General features: G+C 41.4%; 18 protein-coding genes. 15 read left to right on the top strand and 3 right to left on the bottom strand.

Going from position 1 to position 21,755, the window contains the following annotated elements; genetic code table 11:
• The first annotated feature begins 440 nt into the window (after positions 1 to 440).
• The 11 genes from QYZ87_03930 to QYZ87_03880 all read left to right on the top strand — a co-directional run bounded on the left by QYZ87_03930 (position 441) and on the right by QYZ87_03880 (position 15,077).
• Positions 441 to 1,331: a transglutaminase-like domain-containing protein gene (locus QYZ87_03930; GenBank protein ID MDN4753680.1), complete on the top strand. Its 891-nt coding sequence runs from the start codon at positions 441 to 443 to the stop codon at positions 1,329 to 1,331.
• A 619-nt stretch (positions 1,332 to 1,950) separates the two neighbouring features.
• Positions 1,951 to 4,305, top strand: a complete 2,355-nt coding sequence (locus QYZ87_03925) for a TonB-dependent receptor (GenBank protein ID MDN4753679.1) — start codon at positions 1,951 to 1,953, stop codon at positions 4,303 to 4,305.
• A 4-nt stretch (positions 4,306 to 4,309) separates the two neighbouring features.
• The gene (locus QYZ87_03920; GenBank protein MDN4753678.1) at positions 4,310 to 5,650 is read left to right on the top strand and encodes a hypothetical protein; all 1,341 of its coding nucleotides are present in this window, start codon (positions 4,310 to 4,312) and stop codon (positions 5,648 to 5,650) included.
• A 19-nt stretch (positions 5,651 to 5,669) separates the two neighbouring features.
• On the top strand, positions 5,670 to 6,980 hold the full coding sequence (locus tag QYZ87_03915) for a hypothetical protein (protein MDN4753677.1): 1,311 nt from the start codon (positions 5,670 to 5,672) through the stop codon (positions 6,978 to 6,980).
• A 72-nt stretch (positions 6,981 to 7,052) separates the two neighbouring features.
• Positions 7,053 to 8,075 carry a DUF4876 domain-containing protein gene (locus tag QYZ87_03910; GenBank protein MDN4753676.1) on the top strand — a complete coding sequence of 341 codons (1,023 nt, stop codon included), beginning with the start codon at positions 7,053 to 7,055 and terminating at the stop codon, positions 8,073 to 8,075.
• 344 nt (positions 8,076 to 8,419) lie between these two features.
• Positions 8,420 to 10,300, top strand: a complete 1,881-nt coding sequence (mnmG, locus tag QYZ87_03905; protein MDN4753675.1) for a tRNA uridine-5-carboxymethylaminomethyl(34) synthesis enzyme MnmG — start codon at positions 8,420 to 8,422, stop codon at positions 10,298 to 10,300.
• A 25-nt stretch (positions 10,301 to 10,325) separates the two neighbouring features.
• Entirely contained in the window at positions 10,326 to 12,152 is a 1,827-nt protein-coding gene (gene uvrC / locus QYZ87_03900) for an excinuclease ABC subunit UvrC (GenBank protein MDN4753674.1), read from the top strand.
• Complete coding sequence (gene dtd, locus QYZ87_03895; protein MDN4753673.1) at positions 12,149 to 12,598, top strand: D-aminoacyl-tRNA deacylase; 450 nt, start codon at positions 12,149 to 12,151, stop codon at positions 12,596 to 12,598. Before uvrC ends, dtd begins: the two co-directional genes overlap by 4 nt.
• Positions 12,595 to 12,936, top strand: coding sequence for a nucleotide pyrophosphohydrolase (locus tag QYZ87_03890; protein MDN4753672.1), 342 nt, complete (start codon positions 12,595 to 12,597; stop codon positions 12,934 to 12,936). The genes dtd and QYZ87_03890 overlap by 4 nt, the downstream gene beginning before the upstream one ends.
• Before the next feature lie 44 nt (positions 12,937 to 12,980).
• On the top strand, positions 12,981 to 13,844 hold the full coding sequence (deoC, locus tag QYZ87_03885; GenBank protein ID MDN4753671.1) for a deoxyribose-phosphate aldolase: 864 nt from the start codon (positions 12,981 to 12,983) through the stop codon (positions 13,842 to 13,844).
• Positions 13,845 to 13,865: 21 nt separating this feature from the next.
• Positions 13,866 to 15,077, top strand: a complete 1,212-nt coding sequence (locus QYZ87_03880) for a hypothetical protein (protein ID MDN4753670.1) — start codon at positions 13,866 to 13,868, stop codon at positions 15,075 to 15,077.
• On the opposite strand, the gene recG is transcribed toward QYZ87_03880, so the two are convergent.
• Genes recG through QYZ87_03865 form a run of 3 tightly spaced genes read right to left on the bottom strand, consistent with a single transcriptional unit; the run spans position 15,074 to position 18,420 of the window.
• Positions 15,074 to 17,170 (bottom strand): ATP-dependent DNA helicase RecG, encoded by a 2,097-nt coding sequence (recG, locus tag QYZ87_03875; GenBank protein ID MDN4753669.1) that lies wholly within the window; start codon positions 17,168 to 17,170, stop codon positions 15,074 to 15,076. The genes QYZ87_03880 and recG overlap by 4 nt on opposite strands.
• Entirely contained in the window at positions 17,170 to 17,859 is a 690-nt protein-coding gene (gene ispD, locus QYZ87_03870; protein MDN4753668.1) for a 2-C-methyl-D-erythritol 4-phosphate cytidylyltransferase, read from the bottom strand. Before ispD ends, recG begins: the two co-directional genes overlap by 1 nt.
• Before the next feature lie 12 nt (positions 17,860 to 17,871).
• Complete coding sequence (locus tag QYZ87_03865) at positions 17,872 to 18,420, bottom strand: RNA methyltransferase (protein MDN4753667.1); 549 nt, start codon at positions 18,418 to 18,420, stop codon at positions 17,872 to 17,874.
• A 237-nt stretch (positions 18,421 to 18,657) separates the two neighbouring features.
• Here QYZ87_03865 and QYZ87_03860 point away from each other — a divergent pair, with 237 nt between their 5' ends.
• The 4 genes from QYZ87_03860 to QYZ87_03845 all read left to right on the top strand — a co-directional run bounded on the left by QYZ87_03860 (position 18,658) and on the right by QYZ87_03845 (position 21,755).
• Positions 18,658 to 19,041 (top strand): transposase, encoded by a 384-nt coding sequence (locus tag QYZ87_03860; GenBank protein ID MDN4753666.1) that lies wholly within the window; start codon positions 18,658 to 18,660, stop codon positions 19,039 to 19,041.
• A gap of 1 nt (position 19,042) precedes the next feature.
• Positions 19,043 to 19,450 (top strand): hypothetical protein, encoded by a 408-nt coding sequence (locus QYZ87_03855; GenBank protein MDN4753665.1) that lies wholly within the window; start codon positions 19,043 to 19,045, stop codon positions 19,448 to 19,450.
• A gap of 78 nt (positions 19,451 to 19,528) precedes the next feature.
• On the top strand, positions 19,529 to 20,893 hold the full coding sequence (locus tag QYZ87_03850) for a DNA adenine methylase (GenBank protein ID MDN4753664.1): 1,365 nt from the start codon (positions 19,529 to 19,531) through the stop codon (positions 20,891 to 20,893).
• On the top strand, positions 20,850 to 21,755 hold the full coding sequence (locus QYZ87_03845) for a Dam family site-specific DNA-(adenine-N6)-methyltransferase (protein ID MDN4753663.1): 906 nt from the start codon (positions 20,850 to 20,852) through the stop codon (positions 21,753 to 21,755). Before QYZ87_03850 ends, QYZ87_03845 begins: the two co-directional genes overlap by 44 nt.

The following is a 21,755-nucleotide window of genomic DNA, read 5'->3' as shown; positions in this document are numbered from 1 at the left end:
CTAATAGCTAAAGATACCAAAACCCTTGGATATCAATGAGACGAACCACTTCGACTAAAGTTAAACTATCTTTCATTCTCACAAGAAATAGAAAAGTCCGTCCATAAGTAAGAAGAAGATGATTTTAGTCCTGTCAAAAACTATAATCTCCTAAGTACTTTTCATCCATCCATTGAGTGCATAGCACGAGGGCAATCTGACAAAATGAGACTTCGTACGACAGACTTCATTTTGCAACCGACACTCATTCCAAACATCACTAATCCTCCAACAAAACAAAGAGCCAAACCTTATTTCCAGCACACAAAAGAGTCAAAATGTACTTACCAATGCGTTACTAACAATCTTAGGCAAATATGATTCTGTAAATTCTCAATATTCAAAATATAATTGTACATTTGAAATGGTTGAACGCACAAACTTATTAAGTTAATAATCTGATGAAGAAATTTTTCAAGTGGGTGGGTATCACTCTATTGGGACTTATAGCCTTATCTATAATCGCTATCATAGTGATAAAAATATTTCAAGAGGACATACGAGCCTATACGCTAGACAGCAGACAAGAGGACTACGCCCTACTCCTACAAGAATCAAAATATGCTCCTGACACTCTAGAGATTCATCCACTCTTCTGCATGGATGATCCTAAGCTAGACTCCGTAAGGATACACTTCCGCTTAGATACCCTTTTTAACGGGACAGAAAGCACCTATGAAAAAGCAATTAAGCTTCAACGTTTTGTATCGGACAACCTCCCTCACGACAATCCACCAACACAGATTCGTGAAAGGAATGCGTTCTCTCTCTGGAACTATGTAAAGGAAACGGGAAATAACATCAATTGCCGCCAGCACTCTATTCTCTATCGAGACATGGCTCTGTCTGTCGGAATTAAGACACGCTTTATAACCTGCAGGCCGTATGATCACGAAGATTCCGACTGTCACGTAGTGAACGAGGTCTGGTTGCCCGAACTCAAGAAATGGGCTATGATTGATTCGGATCAAGACAAAAGAGTCACTAGTGTAGATGGACTACCTCTATCCATTAGAGAGCTTAGAGAATTGATTGTGGCTAATAAGCCCTATCTCATCAATGGGGAATCCAACAAGGGAAAATATTACCACATGTATATGAGCAAAAATACTTACTGGTTTTCCCGCCACGAAATCAGCGTGATGGACGACGAATCGGGTTTAGAGGGTGATATATACGACCAAAATCGCAGGGTATACCTAATCCCTGTCGGCTTCTCAATTGAGCATGAAAAGCTAACGCACCTCAAGGACGCTCTCAAGACAACTGACCCCGACCAATTCTGGAGGTAATTGATCATCACACCATAATATTATTGAGACTTCAGTTAACTCTAGGTGATACTAGAGCAAATTAGTAGTCATCTATGGGCTCCAATTTTTGGTTTAGACAACAACATATTTTCTTAGTATAAAGAAAATATTCGTGACATAGAGAAAAATCTTTCTTTATATATCAAGAAAACGATGAAGTTATAGTTTCGCATGCTTAGCAACTAATCCACTGATGATCAATGATATAAAACGATCAGAAAAAGTGTGCTATAATCAAGATGGAAAAGGATCCTGGAGTGCCTTAACAAATACCTAAAGAGAACATGACCTCTCAAATCAATCGAACACACAATTAATCAAATAAACAAAAAATCCATTATTTATAAAAGAGTAAAACAAAGAATTAGTCCTCAAATCCTTTATTAATTAATGTTAAACCGAGCTAAAGGCATGTGAATTGTGTGTATAAAGTAGATTCATTAATAAAAAAATCCATACATTTGTGCCACTATTGATTAAATGGAACTAAAATCCCAAAGGAGAGAAAAAAAGACTCCATCATTTAGCCCCATTTTTTACTATTACTAAAATAATCATACCTACGCGTTTACACGCGTAGACTCTTGCGAAAGTAGTTATGTCATTAAAAAAAGTGCTTATCACTGTTTTTTTATGTCTAAGCGTATCCTGTTTTTCCAACATTCAGGTAACGCAAGCTCAAACAGTGTCTGAATTGAAGATTTCTGTACTCGATGAGGAGACAGACGATCCTCTTCCCAATGTTATTGTCAAGACCAATGATAAGGTTTATATCACTGATATGAACGGCGTCTGTGTCGTGCCCAATGACCACAAGAATAAGATCGTACTCTCTTTGAAATTATTAGGGTTTAAAGAAATCGTCTCACAAACATTTTCAACGAAAGGTCGCCAGCAGTTGACGATCAAACTCTCACCTGCCTCTGAAATGCTAGATGAAGTTTCCGTCACTGCACAACGAAGACACACCACTTTATTACAACAGGCTGTGGCTATTGATGCTGCTTCACTAGAGAAGAGTGCCTCCGTATCGCTAGCAAAAATGCTAGAGCAAATCCCTGGTGTCAGTACGATTAGTACGGGAGGAACCATCGCCAAACCGGTGATTCAAGGGATGCATAGTAGTCGCATCCTCCTAGTGAACAACGGAGTACGCCTAGAGAGCCAAAGCTGGGGTGACGACCACGCTCCTGAGATTGACCACACTGGAGCTACCATCGTAGAGGTCATTAAGGGTGCTGAAGCTGTTCGCTACGGATATGGAGCGATGGGCGGTGTCGTCATCTTTAACCAAGCTCCACTGCCATACGGGTCTGAAAGGTTTAAGGTGAATGGTAAGGTCAACCTTGGCTACCTCACCAATGGCAGAGGATTTGACTCCTCTGCATCTGTGGAGATGGGCTACAAAAATTTCGGTCTCAGGCTACACGGGATGTACCAGAAGGCTGGAGACTATTCCACCGCTGAATATATTCTTAATAATACGGGATATAACAACATTAGCTTCTCTGGACTTTTGGGGTACAAGAATAAGCATTTCAATGCCACCATCTACGGTAGTATCTACTCTTCACGAAGTGGTATCTACTACGCTAGTAAGATTTCCGACATTGATCAGCTGATCGCCAGATTTGAAGCAGGCCGTCCAGATGAATCCTCCTTCCGTCCATTCTCCTACAAGCTCGAACCTCCCTTCCAGCAGTCTCAACACGTGACCATCAAAGGGGACTTCAAGTACGACATCAACGAAGATCATAACCTCGAGCTCAAAGTTTCTTATCAAGACAATTTGAGACAAGAATTTGAGAACAGAAAGAAGGCTGACCTCAGCTGGATCCCAGTACAGGACCTTATGCTCACCACATTTAATGGAGAGCTTGGATGGGATGGCAAGTGGAATGTTCTGGGAATGGAGACTCAGGCTGGGGTTTCTTGGCTGTACCAATACAACTACAACATCCCAGGAACAAAACAGCCTGCCTTTATCCCTAACTTTACGGCTCTTACCATGGGTGGCTACTTGATACACAAGATTACGTTGGATCGACTGATGCTCTCTGCAGGTATGAGATACGACGTCAGAGCTCAGGCCATAAGCGGATATACCACTATGTCTAGCTATAAATACTATGACGAATTCCGTACCTACCGCAACTTCACGGGGACCTTAGCTGCACACTATCAATTTAACGACAACTTTGATATGCGTACCAATATTGGCTGGTCATGGAGACCACCAGATATCAATGAGTTGTATGCGACAGGGCTTAACCACGGAGCTTATTGGATCGTGGGGAACAAGGATTTGGAATCCGAGCGAGGGTACAAGGCCGTTCTAGGTGGGTCTTATCATAACTCATGGTTATCCATTGATCCTAGTTGCTTCTACCAGCATGTCCAAAACTATATCTACGACAGTATCGGGAAAGGGAATAATCGATTCCACAACCACCCAAGTGGGAAGTATCCTAAGTTCATCTATGAACAGGACGAGGCTCGCTTCTGGGGAGGAGACTTAATCGCCACTGCACAGGTCATGGAGGGACTAAAGGTAAGTGCTAAAGGAGAGTGGATCGTAGCACGAAACCTGACTCAAGACACTTGGCTACCATTTATGCCATCGGATAGATATGGACTTTCATCAAACTATGAGTGGACCTGGGGTGATGACTATTCATGGCATGCAGAAGTCAATCTAGAAGGAAGCTACGTAACAAAACAAAAGAGATTTGATCCCACAAAGGACTTGGTACCAGATTCTCCTCCTGCATACTTTCTTCTCAATGGTTCCGCAGAAGCCACTAAGGATCTGGGACACGGAAAAAGCATTAAAGTAATGCTCCTTGGGGACAATATTCTAAATACCCTGTATAAGGAATATACGGACCGTTTCCGTTTTTACGCACACGCCAGAGGAGCTCAAATCACATTAAAAACCATTTTCAGTTTCTAAGCATATGAAGTTTACGAAAATAATAATCCCATTCATCATTGGATTACTTCTTCTTACCAGCTGTAAGGGGGGCTTTGATGAATTTATGAAAGATTGGGTGGTCGCTCCACCAGCTTCTATAGAACGTAATGTAAAGGGTCATGAACAGATCTTCTATGTGCAGGCTATTTTGCGTATTGCTCAAATGAAAGAAAAGGATGCTCAAAACCCTATGGAAAGGAGATATTGGGCTTACAACAATAGCGGTGAGAAGAAATCGCCCTTCCCCCTGTATCAGGAAATTTCATTTGATAAAAATGATGAGGGGAATATGACCATCACATCCAATCGTAAAGCCTTTGACATTGTGAAAGGTGAAGGTTTATACTACGCTCTAGAGCTAAGGTATTTCGATGCCAATAATCAGCTCATCAACCACCAATTTACGGGCTATTATCCAGATGATGACGACATCGACAACTCGACACTGGCGGTACATCAGCACTTCTTCACCGTACAAAACTATGCACTTAAGCAAGAAAATGAGAAGAAAGAGCCAGAGCGTGGGTACATCCTCGTCTATCCTATGACCTTGGACAGTATTTACTACGATAAATACCTATTCAAAGGGGCTCCTGGGCAGAGAGAATTAGCAACCTTGACCTCCTCAACGAACATCTATGCACCAGTCGATAATTACACATCCAATACGCTTAGATATAACCATGCCTTAGCCCAACGTGCAACAGAAAAGACCTTCACTCAAGGAGCGACTGATCCCTATCAAGTGGATGGTGTCACGTACAGATTATACAAGACCATTGATGCTTTTGACCTGAATGACCTCATCCCAGAAATCTTTAGATATGAGTACCGTGATACAGATCCAATAGAGGGCGAACTTGGGGCTCTCATGACTGGAGCTGACGATTTAGGACGGACCGTGGAGCGTATCAACGTGGGTAATAGGGTCATTCGCCTAAGAAAGGAGAGAAGCCTATTCCCTGGTGCAGACCTTGACCACATGGGATTTAAAGGGATGCTGAAGTTCTATCAATCTAATATTACGTTCCAAATGAGGGTCGCTCTTTGTCACATAGTCACCACAAAGGGAAGCGAAGGGAAATATGATATGCGGGCTAATCCTGGACATGTTCGGAACTATAATGAGATCAATAAGTCTTGGAATAGTTTTGATATTGACTACCCTATCCCATTTAGAGTGATCGCTGATGCAGATGGGGATAAAGATCTATTGATCAAGGATGTGCAGCGGTTTTATCCTAAAGCTAAGGCAGAGGATATCATGGATATGTTCGGAGGCAATCCTGAATACTTCTTACAATTCCCTCACATAACTATGTAAAATAAAAAAGTCACTGACCATGAATAAAATATACAAAATAGGATCTCTCGTATTAATTTCATTGGTACTGCTTACTTCTTGTAAGAAGTTTGTATTCTTTGAAGTACAGGTGGATGAGGACAATAATCCTATTACAAAAAAGAAAATGCCAAAAACAAGTGCGGACCTATATGAGCCACCAATAGTCACAACAGATATCCCTAATCCTGACCCTGATGGTGCTTTTAATGATTGGGCCACTTGTCTTCTATTGATAAAAGAAGGACACTCTCATGGGAGTGGAAAATTACACGGTAATCCGGTACTCTCCAGAGGCATGTGGAGACAGGAGCAATTGGCCATGATTCATAATACCGCCAATGGGATTGAGGTCAAGGTTGACTCAACTTCAACAGTCACCTTCTTTGAAAAAACTCGAGGGATACATGGCCCTGAGGAACTACGAATAGTGGGAGGGAATAAGCTCTGGGCTTTCTGTCTCCGTTTTTTTGACAAGGAAGGTAAGATGATTAATAATGAGATCCTCAAGCAATCCGATCAATACCAAATCTTCTTCACCATTAGCGATCTGGACGACAAAGGTCAGCCATACGATGTGATGGATCTGAGGTACGAAGAGGATGAGGACGGCAATGTAATTACCCCTGTACCATCTGAGTTCTTCAAGAAAAGAGCTTCTTACGAAGCCCGTCGTGAGGCAACACACAAGGTCTTTCACTATACTTATCGTGACACTTGGCAAGAGGAAGATATGTCAGATGGTGTACGCAATCTATTCAATATAAGACTCTTACCACCTCTTGAGAAAACAGACTACGATAAAGCTTCAAATATCTATGACCAAGATAATGTAGGGCTGAAGGGACATATCCGATTCTATTACAATGATGGATACGTCGACCCTAAAACATGGCCACTAAAGTTGAGCCAAGGTTATGGGTTTACGAGGACCACTAACTTACTGCCTAAATTTTATTTGGCCATCAGAGTTCTGAAATGTCCGAAGGGAAAGAAAGCGGTCATCGACCCTAAAGCCTATAATGAAGGTGTAGATCCAGATGAGCGTATCTCTCCGATAAGCAAGAGGATTTGTGCTCCATTTGATAAGCCTGATGAGCGCTCTGAGTGGACTGAAGTTATCAGAATGAACATTCCAATCAGGATGTATTGTAATACCGATGATTCCAACCCAACAAACATTGATGCATACGAACCTTACTACTTCCAAATATCTCGAGAAATAGGATTATCCCCTGAAGAAGGGTTCGAAGCAATAAAAAACGTTGACCCTTATGATACAGCGGGATGGGTCCCAGACTTTTTCCTCTAAATAAGGCCACATATAATGATTTACAAAAATGTATTTAAATGAATCTTATTTAATTTAATTCCCAATTAAGTTATGAACAAAAATTTAAAGAACGGACTACTCTTAGTAGTCATCACAATGTTAGCCTTAACAGGCTGCAAGAAAGGTGAAGCTCCAATCGGTGGCGGTGCTAACCATGGTGGACAATCAGAAAAAAAAGATGTACCTCAACCTCCAAAAGAACTAGACCACCTCATCTTCGAGGAAATATTCTATGTGGGGACTTACCAAGAAAAATATAAAGTTGGTCGTATGACTGAAGCGGATCATTATATCAAAATTAATAATCCTACGAAAGAGACAATATACCTTGATGGGTTGGCCTTAGTTGAAGGTGCATTCAATCCGACTAACCCACTGAATATCCCAAAAGAAGAGGATCATATCAAAACGCACATCGCTACATCTAAGCTAATTAAGTTCCCTGGATCAGGAAAGGAGTATCCTCTAGAGCCAGGCAAAAGTGTAGTGCTTGCAAATGCTGCCATTAATACAATTGAGGCAAACGAAGGGGAAGGGTCACTAGATCTAACAAACGCAGACTTCGAGATTTATACCCCTAAACAGATTGAAGACGACTTATGGCTGGAAGAAAATCCCAAAGTGCCTAACATGGAGATGATCTATTATGATGTTCAGGGTTTTGACCTATATGAACCGCTTGGATTTTCTATGGCAAAAGGACACGGTGTAATCGCATTGGTCAAACTAGGTGTAACAATAGAGGAGCTGAAAAATGAATCTTACATCTGGGACTATCGTTTTTCAACTAGCTCTCAAGGAGGTCACTCACACTCAACCCAGCAACAGTGCCTGAAGATTCCTAATGAATGGGTCATTGATGCCGTAGTACTCTGTCCGAATGGAGCAAACAAGTGGGCTGTAGTAGATCCTAAAATTGATGCCGGTTCAAATGGAGTGATGTACGCAAATGATGTAGAAGAGTCCTACTCTCAAAAGGCATTGATTCGTAAGCATAATGGAAAGAGCTATGAGGATACCGACAACTCAACCGTTGACTTTGAAATTAAACAAGCTTCTCTTCTTAAGAAATAAAGTATAAGGGAAACTTATTTCATACGACTTTTAACAGTGATGCATAGAGGTTACTTGCCTAGCCTCTATGCATCTTTTTATCCAGTAAGAGTTTTACGATTCAGCAATCCAAAACTATCGTTCTGCACTAAAGATGACTACAATCCTTATCACACTGCACATATCCGAGCCTTAGCACATCCTATATATTGAATCTAAAATTCGAACTCTCCAGAAATCAGAAAATAAAGCTCTATGAATAACACTCTATTCAATCTTATCGCATTTCGATAAAAGAATAAAGAAAAGTGAATTTCAAAAAAAATAAGAATGAGTGTTCAGAGAAATCAGTATCTTTGCAAGTTATGAGATTTGATTATGATGTGATAGTAATAGGTGCTGGACATGCGGGTTGTGAAGCGGCTCGCACAGCAGCCTTATTGGGTTCTGAAACCCTCTTAATCACCATGGACATGGAGAAAGTAGCACAGATGAGCTGCAATCCTGCCATAGGTGGTATTGCGAAAGGACAAATCGTCCGTGAGATTGATGCTCTGGGGGGCTTTATAGGGATTGCCTCTGATAGGAGTACAATCCAATCTAGAATGCTAAATAGAAGCAAGGGTGCTGCAATGTGGAGCCCTCGCTCTCAAAATGACCGAATGCTCTTTTCAAGATATTGGAGAGAGGAGCTGGAGCAGACCCCCAATCTATTCTTTTGGCAGGATAATGTGAATCAGCTTATCATTAAGGATAATGAGGTAAAGGGAGTCTCAACCATCTTAGGTGTCGAATTTAAGGCTCCTCGTATCATCTTGGCGAATGGAACGTTCTTAAATGGCTTAATGCACGTAGGCAAGGTGCAATTTGAGGGAGGCCGTATCTCGGAGCCTGCGGCTCATGGTCTTAGCGAACAACTTCAAGGACTTGGATTTCGCTTAGACAGGATGAAAACAGGCACGCCAATGAGGTTAGATGCCCGCTCTATACACTTTGACCTCTGTGAGCCACAGTGGGGTGATGAGGATCATCATCAATTTAGCTTCCTTCCAAGCGTCAGCAATAGGGAACTTCCTCAGAGAGCATGCTACATCACCTATACAAATGAAGAGGTGCACAAGATTTTGCACGATAACCTCGCCGACTCTCCGCTCTATAACGGTCAAATCCAGAGTATAGGTCCTCGATACTGCCCTAGCATCGAGACTAAAATCACAACGTTCGCTGAACGTCCAGCACATCAGCTCTTCATAGAACCCGAAGGGGTGGAAACGACTGAATACTATCTCAATGGGTTCAGTAGCTCAATGCCCTATGAAGTACAAATTCAGGCATTAAAGAAAATCCCTGCACTTAAGGACACCCATATCCTTCGCCCTGGCTATGCCATTGAATACGACTTCTTCGATCCTACTCAACTACATCACACCATGGAGTCAATGCTGATACATGGGCTATATTTGGCTGGGCAAATCAACGGGACCACTGGCTACGAAGAAGCCGCTGGTCAGGGTCTTATAGCAGGCATTAATGCACACCTCTCCCTTCACGCGGAGGAGGGTTTCGTTCCAGCAAGAGATGAAGCCTACATCGGGGTTATGATTGACGACCTTGTAACAAAGGGCGTTGACGAACCATATCGTATGTTTACCAGCCGAGCGGAGTACCGCATCCTCCTTCGCCAAGACAATGCGGATGCCAGACTAACCGAAAAGGGCTACCAATTAGGTCTTGTAAGCGAAGAGCGTATCACACACTATCGCAAAAAGATGAAAGCAAAAGAGTATTTATTAAAACTTGTCAACGAGACCTCTGTAGCACCTTCTTCCGAGATAGACCTCTTCTTAAAAGAAAAGGGGACAACGCCGTTAAAACAACAGGTAAAACTCATTGACATCCTAAGACGACCAACCATCGACCTAGAGAGCATTTCGCCTTATATACCCGCACTTCAATCATTCGCAGAAAATCACAAGGACATCATTAACGAAGTCTATGAGGTTACTGGGATTGAGATCAAATACGAAGGATATATTGAGAAAGAAAGATTGCTAGCCGAAAAAGCAAAACGACTAGAGGCCATAAAGATCAGAGGACACTTTGATTACTCTACAATTAAGGCTCTTTCTACTGAAGCACGCCAAAAACTCGAACGCATCAATCCCGAAACCATCGGACAGGCATCCAGAATTCCTGGAATTTCGCCATCGGACATTAACATTTTGTTGGTAATGATGGGACGTTAAATGTTCCACGTGAAACATCCGCATAATGATTATCACGAAAAAAGAGATAAAATCGAGCATTAGCTTTATCCCAGAACAACCAGGATGCTATCTATATAGAGATGCTAATGAGACTGTCATATACGTAGGTAAAGCAAAAAACTTACGTAGAAGACTTGCATCATACTTTCAAAAGAACCAAACTGACCGTAAGACAAAAGCTCTCTTGAGAACGTTCCAAACGGTTGAGTATATGGTGGTGGAAACGGAATTGGATGCCCTTCTCCTCGAAAATAATCTCATCAAGCAGTACCAACCGGTCTATAACATCTTACTAAAAGAGGGCAATCACTACCCTTACATCTGCATAACAAATGAGGAATATCCTAAAGTCATGGTGACTCATAAGGTAATTCGCGATGGGAGTCAATACTACGGCCCCTACCCCAACAGGAGCATGGCATGGACTTTAATAGGGTTATTCAAACACATCTATAAGTTTAGAACATGTAACTTAAAACTAAATGAGGAGGCGATACAAAGAGGAAAATTTAGGGTGTGCCTAAAGTATCACATCAATAGATGTAAAGGCCCATGTGTGGGATACCAAACAAAGAAAGAATATAACGAGCTGGTTAATCAAGCTCGGATGATTCTAAATGGGGACATAAAATCTGCAAAGAAGGATCTGGAAGAACGGATGGCAAGAGCTGCAGCGGAGCTAGACTTTGAGAAAGCAATGGAAATAAAGCAAACAATAGAGGCAGTCCAGAATTATCAAGCAAAGAGCACCATCATAAGTGATGTGATTGGCGATGCACTGGTAATAAGCTCAGCTAGCGATACAGAAGCTTTCTACATCAATTACCTAATCATCCGTGATGGGAATATTATCTCTGGTAGGACCTTAGAGTTCAAAAAGAGAATCGAGGAAGAAGAAGATGAGATATTAGCAACCATTATTATGAAGTTATTGGATGAGCATCATTCAATTAATATCAAAGAGGTTATTCTTGCTAAACAACCTGAATACGCAGCTTTTCCAGAAATAAAATTCACAATCCCTAAGCGAGGAGATCGGAAAAAGGTCTTAGAACTGAGCCAGAGCAACGTGTCGCAATATATTGAAGACAAAAACAAAAAAGCTGAGAAGTTGAATCCCGAGCAAAGAAACACTCAGATTCTACGAGAACTAATGACCGCGGTTGGACTTCCCAAGCTCCCCTATCACGTCGAGACCTTTGACAACTCTAATATACAGGGATCAAATCCTGTAGCTGCTTGTGTCGTGTTCAAGGGAGCGAAACCCTCACGCAGTGATTATCGTCTATACCACATCAAGGGTGTATCTGGACCAGATGATTACGCTTCAATGCACGAGGTCGTGACACGGAGGTATAAGAGAATGAAGGAGGAAGGAGAGAGACTGCCTGACCTGATCATAACTGATGGTGGAAAAGGGCAAATGGGGATCGTAAGAAAAGCTCTAGAGGAACTAAATTTAGAGATCCCTATCATGGGGTTGGCTAAGGATAATAAGCACAATACAAGCCAAGTGCTCTACGGAAATCCTCCAGAAGTGGTAGGCATTATGCAGAGAAGTCAAGTCTTTTACCTACTAGAGAGAATTCAAAAGGAGGTACATAGGGTCGCAATTAATTTTCATAAAAAGGTAAGGAGTAAAAAACAAGTTCATTCCGAACTAGATGAGATTAAGGGCATAGGTCCAGTAAACAAAAAGAAACTCATTAAGACCTTCAAAAGCGTTAAGCAGATCAAAGAAGCAAACCTTAATGAGCTCCAAGAAGCCATAGGAAACACTAAAGGGAAACTTATATACGATCATTTTAATAAGAGTAATATAGAGAAATGAAAGTAGTCATTCAAAGGGTAACGGAAGCCTCCGTCACAGTGGAGGACAAACTAATCAGTCAAATTGGTAAGGGTTTAATGATTCTTCATGGAGTAGAAGTCGGTGATTCAGAAGAAGACCTCAAATACATCCATAAGAAGATCATGAAACTACGGATTTTTGACGACTTGGATGGAGTAATGAACGAAGACATATCTCAAGCTAATGGAGAAATCCTACTAGTATCTCAATTCACATTGCTTGCTAATACACGAAAAGGGAACCGACCAAGCTATGTCAACGCAGCCCCTCCAGAAATATCATCCCCTCTATATGATACTCTTGCTAATATGCTAAGTGAGAGTTTGGGAAAGCCAGTCCAAAGAGGTATATTTGGTGCTGATATGAAGGTAAAACTAATCAATGACGGTCCTGTAACGATTGTCATAGACAGCAGAAACAAATGAGTAGCCCCACATTAGAGGAGGTCCAGAAAAGCGTCGATCAGTGGATAAAAGACTTTGGCGTTAGGTATTTCGATCCCTTAACCAATATGGCAATTCTGACGGAGGAGGTCGGTGAAGTAGCTAGAGTTATGAGTCGCCTGTATGGAGAACAAAGCAGCAAAGAAGGGGAGGAGATCAGCAAAGAACGACTAGCCGATGAATTAATGGACGTAATTTGGGTCGTTACCTGTATTGCTAATCAAACAGGCTGTGACCTTACAGAAGCCTACAAGAAGAATATTAATAAGAAAACAATAAGAGATAATAAAAGACACTTAACAAACGAGAAATTGGCATAAATTCTCGTATGTCAATTTTTTTTATTAGGATAAACAATTTAAAAATGGTAAGTAAATTTCAAGAGGCGTTTGATGCCTTCTCAAAGATCCCGAGTGACGACCAAGTAAAGGTAGAGATTAAAAAGTTGATTGATCAGCATTACGATGCATTGAATAACAAAGAAACGATCAACTTCCTACACAGTACAATTGACCTTACTTCGCTGAGCAGTGACGACAATGATGATCAAATCTACCACTTCACTCAACAAGTGAATTCACTAGATGACGAAAACCCTGCAATTAAGCCGGTAGCAAGTATCTGTACGTATCCTAACTTTGTAAAAGTAGTAAGAGAAAATCTAACTACAGAAGGAGTTGGAGTATGTGCCGTATCTGGAGGATTTCCTTCATCACAAACATTTATGGAAGTGAAAGTTGCAGAAACTTCTCTTGCTCTCCAAGATGGAGCTGATGAGATAGATATCGTCCTGCACATTGGGAACTTCCTAAGTGGCGATTACCAAGCTGTAAGCGACGAAATACAAGAGCTTAGAGAAGTCACAAAAGGTAAGACTCTTAAAGTCATCATCGAAACAGGTGCTCTACAAAAGCTTGAAAATATTCAGAGAGCAAGTATCCTATCACTATTCTGCGACGCAGACTTTATCAAAACCTCTACAGGTAAGGGATACCCAGGAGCGTCATTAGAGGCAGCATACGTCATGGCTACAGTACTAAAAGAGTATCATGAAAAGTATGGTGTCAAGAGAGGACTAAAAGTAAGTGGAGGCGTAAGAACCACCGAAGAAGCTATTCAATACCTCTGCATCATTCGTGGTGTACTTGGTGAAGAGTGGATGACAAACAAGCTGTTCCGTATCGGTGCAAGTTCTCTAGAGAAAGATATCCTAAAGAGCTTAAGATAATATTTGCTCTTAAATGTCATTATGATGGAGATCGGCTATAAAGAGTTCCCGACTGAATTATCTGTCGATCTTCCGATTAGTAAGAGCATTGTAGCACGACAATTAGTGCTTGATTACATACATAATACCCCCCTAGCCGACCGCATAAATCGGCTAGAGGGGTATTTCTTACCCCTAGATATAAAATATATCGCCAACGCTCTCCTGAGGCTAGAAAAGCGAAAAAGAGCAGGCAACAGAGAGCCAATATTACTTGAGACTGGACAAAGCGGAACTGCTTATCGCTTTTTACTCGTTCTTGCATTATGGGAAAAGGGAGACGTTACCCTATCACACGAACCACAACTAACAAAAAGAATTAAAGCTATCGACCTCTTACCGTTTATCGAAATAGGAGCAAAAATAGACTTCAGACCAGATCAGAATAAAACCTATATTAAAGGAAATAGAAAAGTCACTGGAGATGTAGATGATTCAAAATGGAATACAAGTCAATTCAGTAGTGCCCTTCTGCTGACAGAGCCATTACATAGAGGCAGTATAAGATTACAGAAAGATCTGAACCGATCATCATACAGTTACTACGAACTCACCCAAAAAGTGATCAAAGAGTACCGAACAACGACATCGACGTCGGAAGAAGGCGACTGGAGTGCAGCTGCCTTTTGGTATCAACTAATGGTATCACATCCTGAAATACATGCTATCCACTTTAATAACCTAAACGCTGAAAGTGCCCAACCTGACAGAGTCATAACACGCATCTTCCAGAACTTTGGAATTAATACAGATGCAAATAACAAATTAACTCGAATTCCAAAGGTCAGTAATAAGCTTCACATAGACCTTTCGCAATCGCTTGACCTATTCCCGAGTATAATGATCTCGGCAATTTGGCTTAACATACCATTCGAAATTAGCGGCATAAAGAATCTTAGAGTAAAGGAAAGCGACAGGATAAGCTCCATTATTGAGAATTTTAAGGCTCTTGGCGTTGATGACATCAACGTAAAAGATGATATCATATATAGAATTAATCTACAAAATGTTCCACGTGTAACATTCAAAGATAATGCTATACTTAATAGCTATGACGACCACAGGATAGCCATGTCTTTCGGCGTTCTAGCAACATCTATTACAAATAAAAATTACAAGCTAATAGGAGCTGAAGCTGTAAGCAAGAGCTATCCTAACTTCTTTGAAAGCTTACTAAAGAAACAACAGGGCTAAGAAATCAATCCCCAATCTTTCTCATCTTCCAAATCCTGTTGTAGTCTTTGTCTGAGCAAGAAATTCTTAGGATCCATCAAATTAGGATCTTCAGTAAGAATATGCTCAACAAGGTTTGAGCAAAAATGAACCATTCTACTATCCTGAGCCAAGTCCGCAATTTTCATTGAAATGCCAGTACCGCTCTGAGCTGTTCCCTCAAGATCTCCATGTCCTCGAAGTTTTAAATCTTCTTCTGCGATATAAAAGCCATCAGTACTATCACACATGATATTAATGCGGCGTTCGGAAGTCGCACTAATGTTATTGGGTGACATCAATATACAGTAGCTCTGATCGCTACCTCTCCCTACTCTTCCTCGAAGCTGATGTAATTGCGATAAACCAAAACGCTCAGCACTATTAATAATCATAACAGTAGCATTAGGTACATTCACTCCCACTTCAATAACGGTAGTTGCAACAAGAATATGAGTCTCACCAGAGACAAACTTCCGCATCTCCTCTTCCTTATCTTCGCTATTCATCTTTCCATGAACCATCCCAACGTTATGACCAGGAAAAGCCGCTACCAAATCCTGAAAGCCTTCCTCTAGACTTTGGAGATCCAACTTCTCACTCTCTTCTATAAGTGGAAAAACAACATAAACTTGCCGACCGAGTAATAACTGCTGATGCACAAATTGATTCACAGACATACGATCTTTCTCTCTTGCATGTGACGTCACAATAGGAGTTCGACCTGGTGGCAACTCATCAATAATAGAGACATCTAAGTCACCGTAAAGGGTCATGGCTAAAGTTCTAGGGATAGGGGTAGCACTCATGATCAAAATATGCGGGTTAAGCCCCCTACTCTTTTCCCATAAGACACTCCTCTGATAGACACCAAAGCGATGTTGCTCGTCTATCACCGCTAGTCCTAAATTATGAAATTGAACATAATCCTGAATCAAAATATGAGTGCCGACCAAGATATCTATCATCCCATTTTTCAATTCCTCCAATATAGGTTTACGCTCACGAGCTTTCATTGACCCAGTTAACAGAGCCACCTTGACATGATGATCGTTAAGCATTCCACTAAGTGATTGATAATGCTGTTGAGCCAAAATCTCAGTTGGTGCCATCAAGCAGGCTTGAAAACCATTGTCAAGAGCTAGTAACATAGAGAGAACTGCTACAATCGTCTTACCACTACCCACATCCCCTTGGAGTAATCTATTCATTTGAAATCCACTCTGCATATCAGCATGAATTTCTTTTACAACTCTCTTTTGAGCATTTGTCAAGTCGAAAGACAAACCATGGCTATAAAAGGAATTAAATCGCTCTCCTACATTATGATATACATAACCTTTCGTCTCCAGCCTTCTTCGAGAATGAAGATATCTCATTCTGAGGGCAAAAAAGAAGACCTCCTCCATCTTAAGCCGTGCTATAGCTCTTTGTAGAAAGATAGGATCCTGAGGAAAGTGTATCATCTCTAGAGCTTCTGCGTGAGAAAGCATATTGTACTCCTGAACAATGTACGAGGGAAGTGTCTCGGGAAGATAGCCCTTGACCTCATGAAGAAGGTTATCCATTAACTCGCTAATAGCTTTGCTAGAGAGAGATGACTTCTTCATCCTTTCAGATGTATTATACATAGGATAAAGCCCCTTGACGGACTTCTTTGAAGCGTTCACGAGCTCCATCTCCGGGTGTGCAATAGTGAATATACTATTGAAGAGCGTAGGCTTACCAAAAATGGTATATGACTCGCCCACCTTGACACTTCGGAGAATATACTGTATGCTATTAAACCAAACCAGTTCTATCGTACCCGTCTGATCTTCAAAGTAGGCCTTAAGCCTTTTCTTATAACGCGATCCCTCCTCTACAAAACCTAATAGCTTCCCTTGTAGCTGAACGTAAGGCATCCCAGGTCTAAGCTCTTTGACCTGATAAATTTTAGTCCTATCAATATGCTTATATGGAAAATAGTAGAGTAGATCACGCCAGGTTTTAATGTCAGCTTCTTTCTCTAAAACCTTTGCTCTACGTTCCCCTACCCCTTTAAGATAGGTTATATCTCTATCCAGAATATCCATTAATAAGAATGCTCGTCCAAGATAAAATCAGCTAATAACAAATCCTTTGGTGTAGTAATCTTAATATTATTAATATCTCCAGAAACCAACACAGGAGAAATAGAAGCATAATGCTCAACGATGCTCGCATCGTCAGTTAGTGCATCTAATGGTGAAGAAAAAAAAGAGTCATAGGCATCTAACAAAATAGAGCGTTTAAAGCATTGAGGCGTCTGGACAAGATAAACCTTATTACGATCAACAGAATAAGGCGTCCCGCCATCCAAAGATATCCTCACAGAATCGATCGGTAAGATAGCTGGAATGACGGCATCAGAATCAGCCATAGCATTTACTAAATCGTCAAACATTCTTGATGTAACAAAAGGGCGTACAGCATCATGTATTGCTACGTAATCACAGCGTGCTTGCTGCAATCCATTAAAGACACTCTCTGCTCTTGATTTCCCACCATAGGTCACACATACATTCTGCAAATTATATCTTTGCAAAAGTTGACGCACATAATCAATATCGCCTAATGGGACGACCAAAATCAACTCACTCTCTGGCGATAGTCTATTGAGGTTTAATAGTGTATGAATGAATATAGGTATTCCCTTAAGCTCTATATATTGTTTAGGAACATCTTTTCTCATACGACTTCCCTTACCTCCAGCAACCACGACAATTGAAAGCTTCTTACTCATAAAGGAAGTAGTTTAATCAATCTTATAAAGCTCTGAAACAACCCATAACACAATTCCTGCAGCTACACTCACATTCATTGAATGCTTAGTACCATATTGCTTAATCTCCACAGTTCCATCACAGAGATCCATAACAGACTGTTGTACACCTTCGACTTCATTTCCAAGAACTATAGCTAAGGGTTGATGCGTATTAAGTAAAGCAGAAAGTTTAGGTAACATAACACTACCCTCAGCCTGCTCTAATGCCCATACCTGGTAACCATTAGCTTTAAGCTGAAGTATAGCTTCATCACAATTTTGGTAATAGGACCACGGCACAACTTCTTCAGCACCCAACGCACTCTTATGAATCTCGGCATGTGGAGGTTGTCCCGAAATACCACAAAGCATTATCTTCTCCAGACGAAGAGCATCAGCAGTCCGAAATACAGCCCCAACATTATGCATGCTGCGGACATTATCTAGTACCACAGTTATAGGACGTTTAGCTATCTCTTGATACTCTTGCGGCTGTAGCCGCTCCATCTCCTCTATTTTTAGTTTTCTAGCTCTACTCATACACTCAAATATAATAAAATTCCCAGATACAAAGCTAGCAGCAGACAAAAGAGGGTATAGGTACTTTCTAAATATTCTACCGATACTCTCAAATCATTGTACTGGTACTTTCGAAAGATTGTACCGCTACCTTCAAAACCGAAAATTCTATGCTATTCCTGAAAAAAGTGCACAGAAATTAATTAAAAACTGATGTGTGCTATCCTGAAATAGTGGACAAGAAGAAGAAGAAAAGTAATGGAAGAAAAAAGCACAAAAAGAATGAATCCTCAACATTCGAGGTATTATAGTAATGAATTTAGGTATCTCGTAGTGAATGATCTTCTCTGTACTGGAGATTCAGTAGTAGATGTAGCTAAAAGATATAAGATTGGCTGTGTTACACTTTATAAATGGTTGAGTATCTTTGGAGTAGAAACACCATCAAACAACCTAGTAAATGAAGAGGGTATGAGCAAAAGTGAGAAAGAATTACGACGAGAATTATTAGAGTTAAAGCGTGAAAACTCACGTTTAAAAGTAGCAAAAAGAACAGCAGAGTTGGACGCCTTATTCCACAAGACAATGTTGGAAAAAGTAGCAGAGAAGCATAATATAGACATAAAAAAAAGAGCGATTTGAAGTGATCGACACTCTCCTAAAAGGTTTTAAAGACCAAAATAGTCTGTTTAGTATCAGCGAGTTGTGTCTTCTAGCTAATGTTAGTCGTAGTGGCTATTATAACTACGATCACAGTCGTAAGTATAAAGAGGAAGAACTAAGTGCTCTTTCAGGGTCCATCGTTTACTACTGTCACTATCTCAGACAAAAAGCCCATTTACCCAAAGCCGGTGGAAATCAGCTTTATCAGCTCTGTAAAGAGTACTTTGGAGAGAAGATGGTCATAGGTCGTGATAGATTCTTTGATATTCTTAGAGCCAATAACTTATTGCTACGAGCTAAGAAAAAAAGAGGGGTCCCGAGAACTACGTTTGGTGTGGTAAACCACGGATTTGAAGACCATGTCGGGGAAAGAGATTTGGAAGAGTAAATTTATTCTTTGAACATATGAGGACAATTGGGTAAATTTGCCAATAGATGTCAAGAAATAAAACAAAGGACTATGTATATGATAGGTCAGATACTGAGAGACCTCAGGGAGAATAAAGCACTACAGATATCCGAGGTGGAGGAGGCTTCGGGGATTGGAGGCTCACACATCAGCCGTATAGAGAATGGCAGGCGACTGCCCACGGTCTCACAAATCCAAAAACTAGCATCCATTTATGATATAAGTAGTGAGACACTACTCGCCCAGAGAGAGAGCGACAGGATTATTCATAGCCTAGAGTATCCCGATGTGGCTATGGAGGCTCTCAATATTGCGGAGCAAAAATTGAGCTACGGTATCGGCTATCTCGAAACTCTTAATAATAGCATCTACACCAAGCCTCTACCACTTGAGAGCCGTAGATACATTGGGAGCAAGGCGAAGCTCACAGATTGGATTATGACGACCATAAGGAGGGAGACCACTACGGAGGGGACATTTTGTGACCTTTTTGCTGGTACAGGGGTGGTGGCTAGTAGGGCTCTTGAGATTTACGACCGTGTGATTATCAATGACTTTCTCTACTCCAATAATGTGATATATAGAGCCTTCTTTGAGGAGGGAGATTGGAGGCAGAAGAGGGTGTGCGACCTCCTAGACTATTACAATACCATTGACCCCGATAGCCTTAGAGACAATTACTTCTCCACTCACTTTGGCGGTAAGTATTACGAGCAGAGTGTGGCTAAGAAGATTGGGTACATTCGGCAGTGTATCGAGGAGATTCGCCACGAGCTCACGCCTAAGGAGTACAATATCCTACTAGCGACCCTGATATATAATATAGATAGGCTTGCCAACACGGTAGGACACTTTGACGCCTACATCAAGAAGCCCATTACGCCACGACCACTCAGGCTTCGTCCCATAGATGCTATGAGCTACGAGGGGGCAGAGATACACCGTGATGACTCCAACCTATTAGCCCGAGAGATAAGTGCCGATGTAGTCTATATCGACCCCCCCTATAACTCTCGCCAGTACTGCCGCTTTTATCACCTCTATGAGACACTTGTCAAGTGGGATGCTCCAGAGCTATTTGGCGTAGCCCTCAAGCCTGCCCCCGAGAATATGAGTGCCTACTGCACGGTAAGGGCGGTAGATGCATTTAGAGACCTAGTAAGTGTGCTTGATACCAAGTACATCGTCGTCTCATATAATAACACTTACAAGAGCAAGAGCAACTCTAGCGAAAATAAGATGAGGCTCGAAGACATCAAGGAGATATTAGAGCTGTGTGGGGAAACTAAAGTTTTTAGCCAGTCGCACCAATACTTCAATGCAGGTAAAACCGACTTCTCCGACCATAAGGAGCTATTATTTGTAACAAAAGTAGATTATGAGAGACGAGATAAAGCGTTCCCCACTCTTCTACGTTGGTGACAAGTACAAACTGATGGAGGAGATAAGGGGGCATTTCCCCACCTCTATCGGTAGGCTTATAGAGCCATTTGTGGGTGGTGGTTCGGTATTTATGAATACTAGGGCTACCAGCTACCTCCTCAACGACATAGACCCCTATGTGATAGAACTACATCGTATGCTCACAAGCTACCGAGGTAGGCGTAGGGAGCTATACAACGAGTTAGAGCGAATTATCCGCCACTATGGGCTATCCTACACTTATGTGGAGGATGTCATTCCCAATGAGCTAAAGGAGCAACACCCCAAAACCTACATCGCACGCTACAATAAGGATGCATACCTCCGTATGAGGAGTGATTACAACCGCTCCCAAGAGCGAGACCCCATACACCTCTACTTGCTACTCATATATGGCTTTAATCGTATGCTTCGCTTCAATAGCCGTGGAGACTTTAATATCCCAGTAGGCAATGTGGACTTCAATAGCAATACGCGTAAAGCCCTAGACGACTATCTCGACAAGGTAGAGCGTAGCGAGATAGCTTGGTATGCCCTTGATTACAGGGCATTTTTCAAGGAGATAGAGCCACAGTCCGACGATTTGATCTACCTAGACCCCCCATATCTTATCACTCATAGCGAGTACAATAAGCTATGGGGTGAGACAGAGGAGCGAGAGCTGTATCTGCTACTTGATGACCTTTGTGACAAGGGAATCCAATGGGCACTCTCCAATGTCGCTATATATAAGGGTGTGGAGAATACCACCCTCACGGAGTGGGCTAGTAAGTACCGCTCCACCTCTATAAAGAGCAATTACATTAGCTACCACGATAATACGATCAAGAAGTTTGACGAAGTCCTTATAACCAACTACTAA

This window comes from Porphyromonadaceae bacterium W3.11 (genome assembly GCA_030434245.1).
Taxonomy (GTDB): Bacteria; Bacteroidota; Bacteroidia; order Bacteroidales; family Porphyromonadaceae; genus Porphyromonas_A.
Note: the sequence above shows the minus strand (reverse complement) of the source record. Positions and strands in the feature narration are given on the sequence as shown.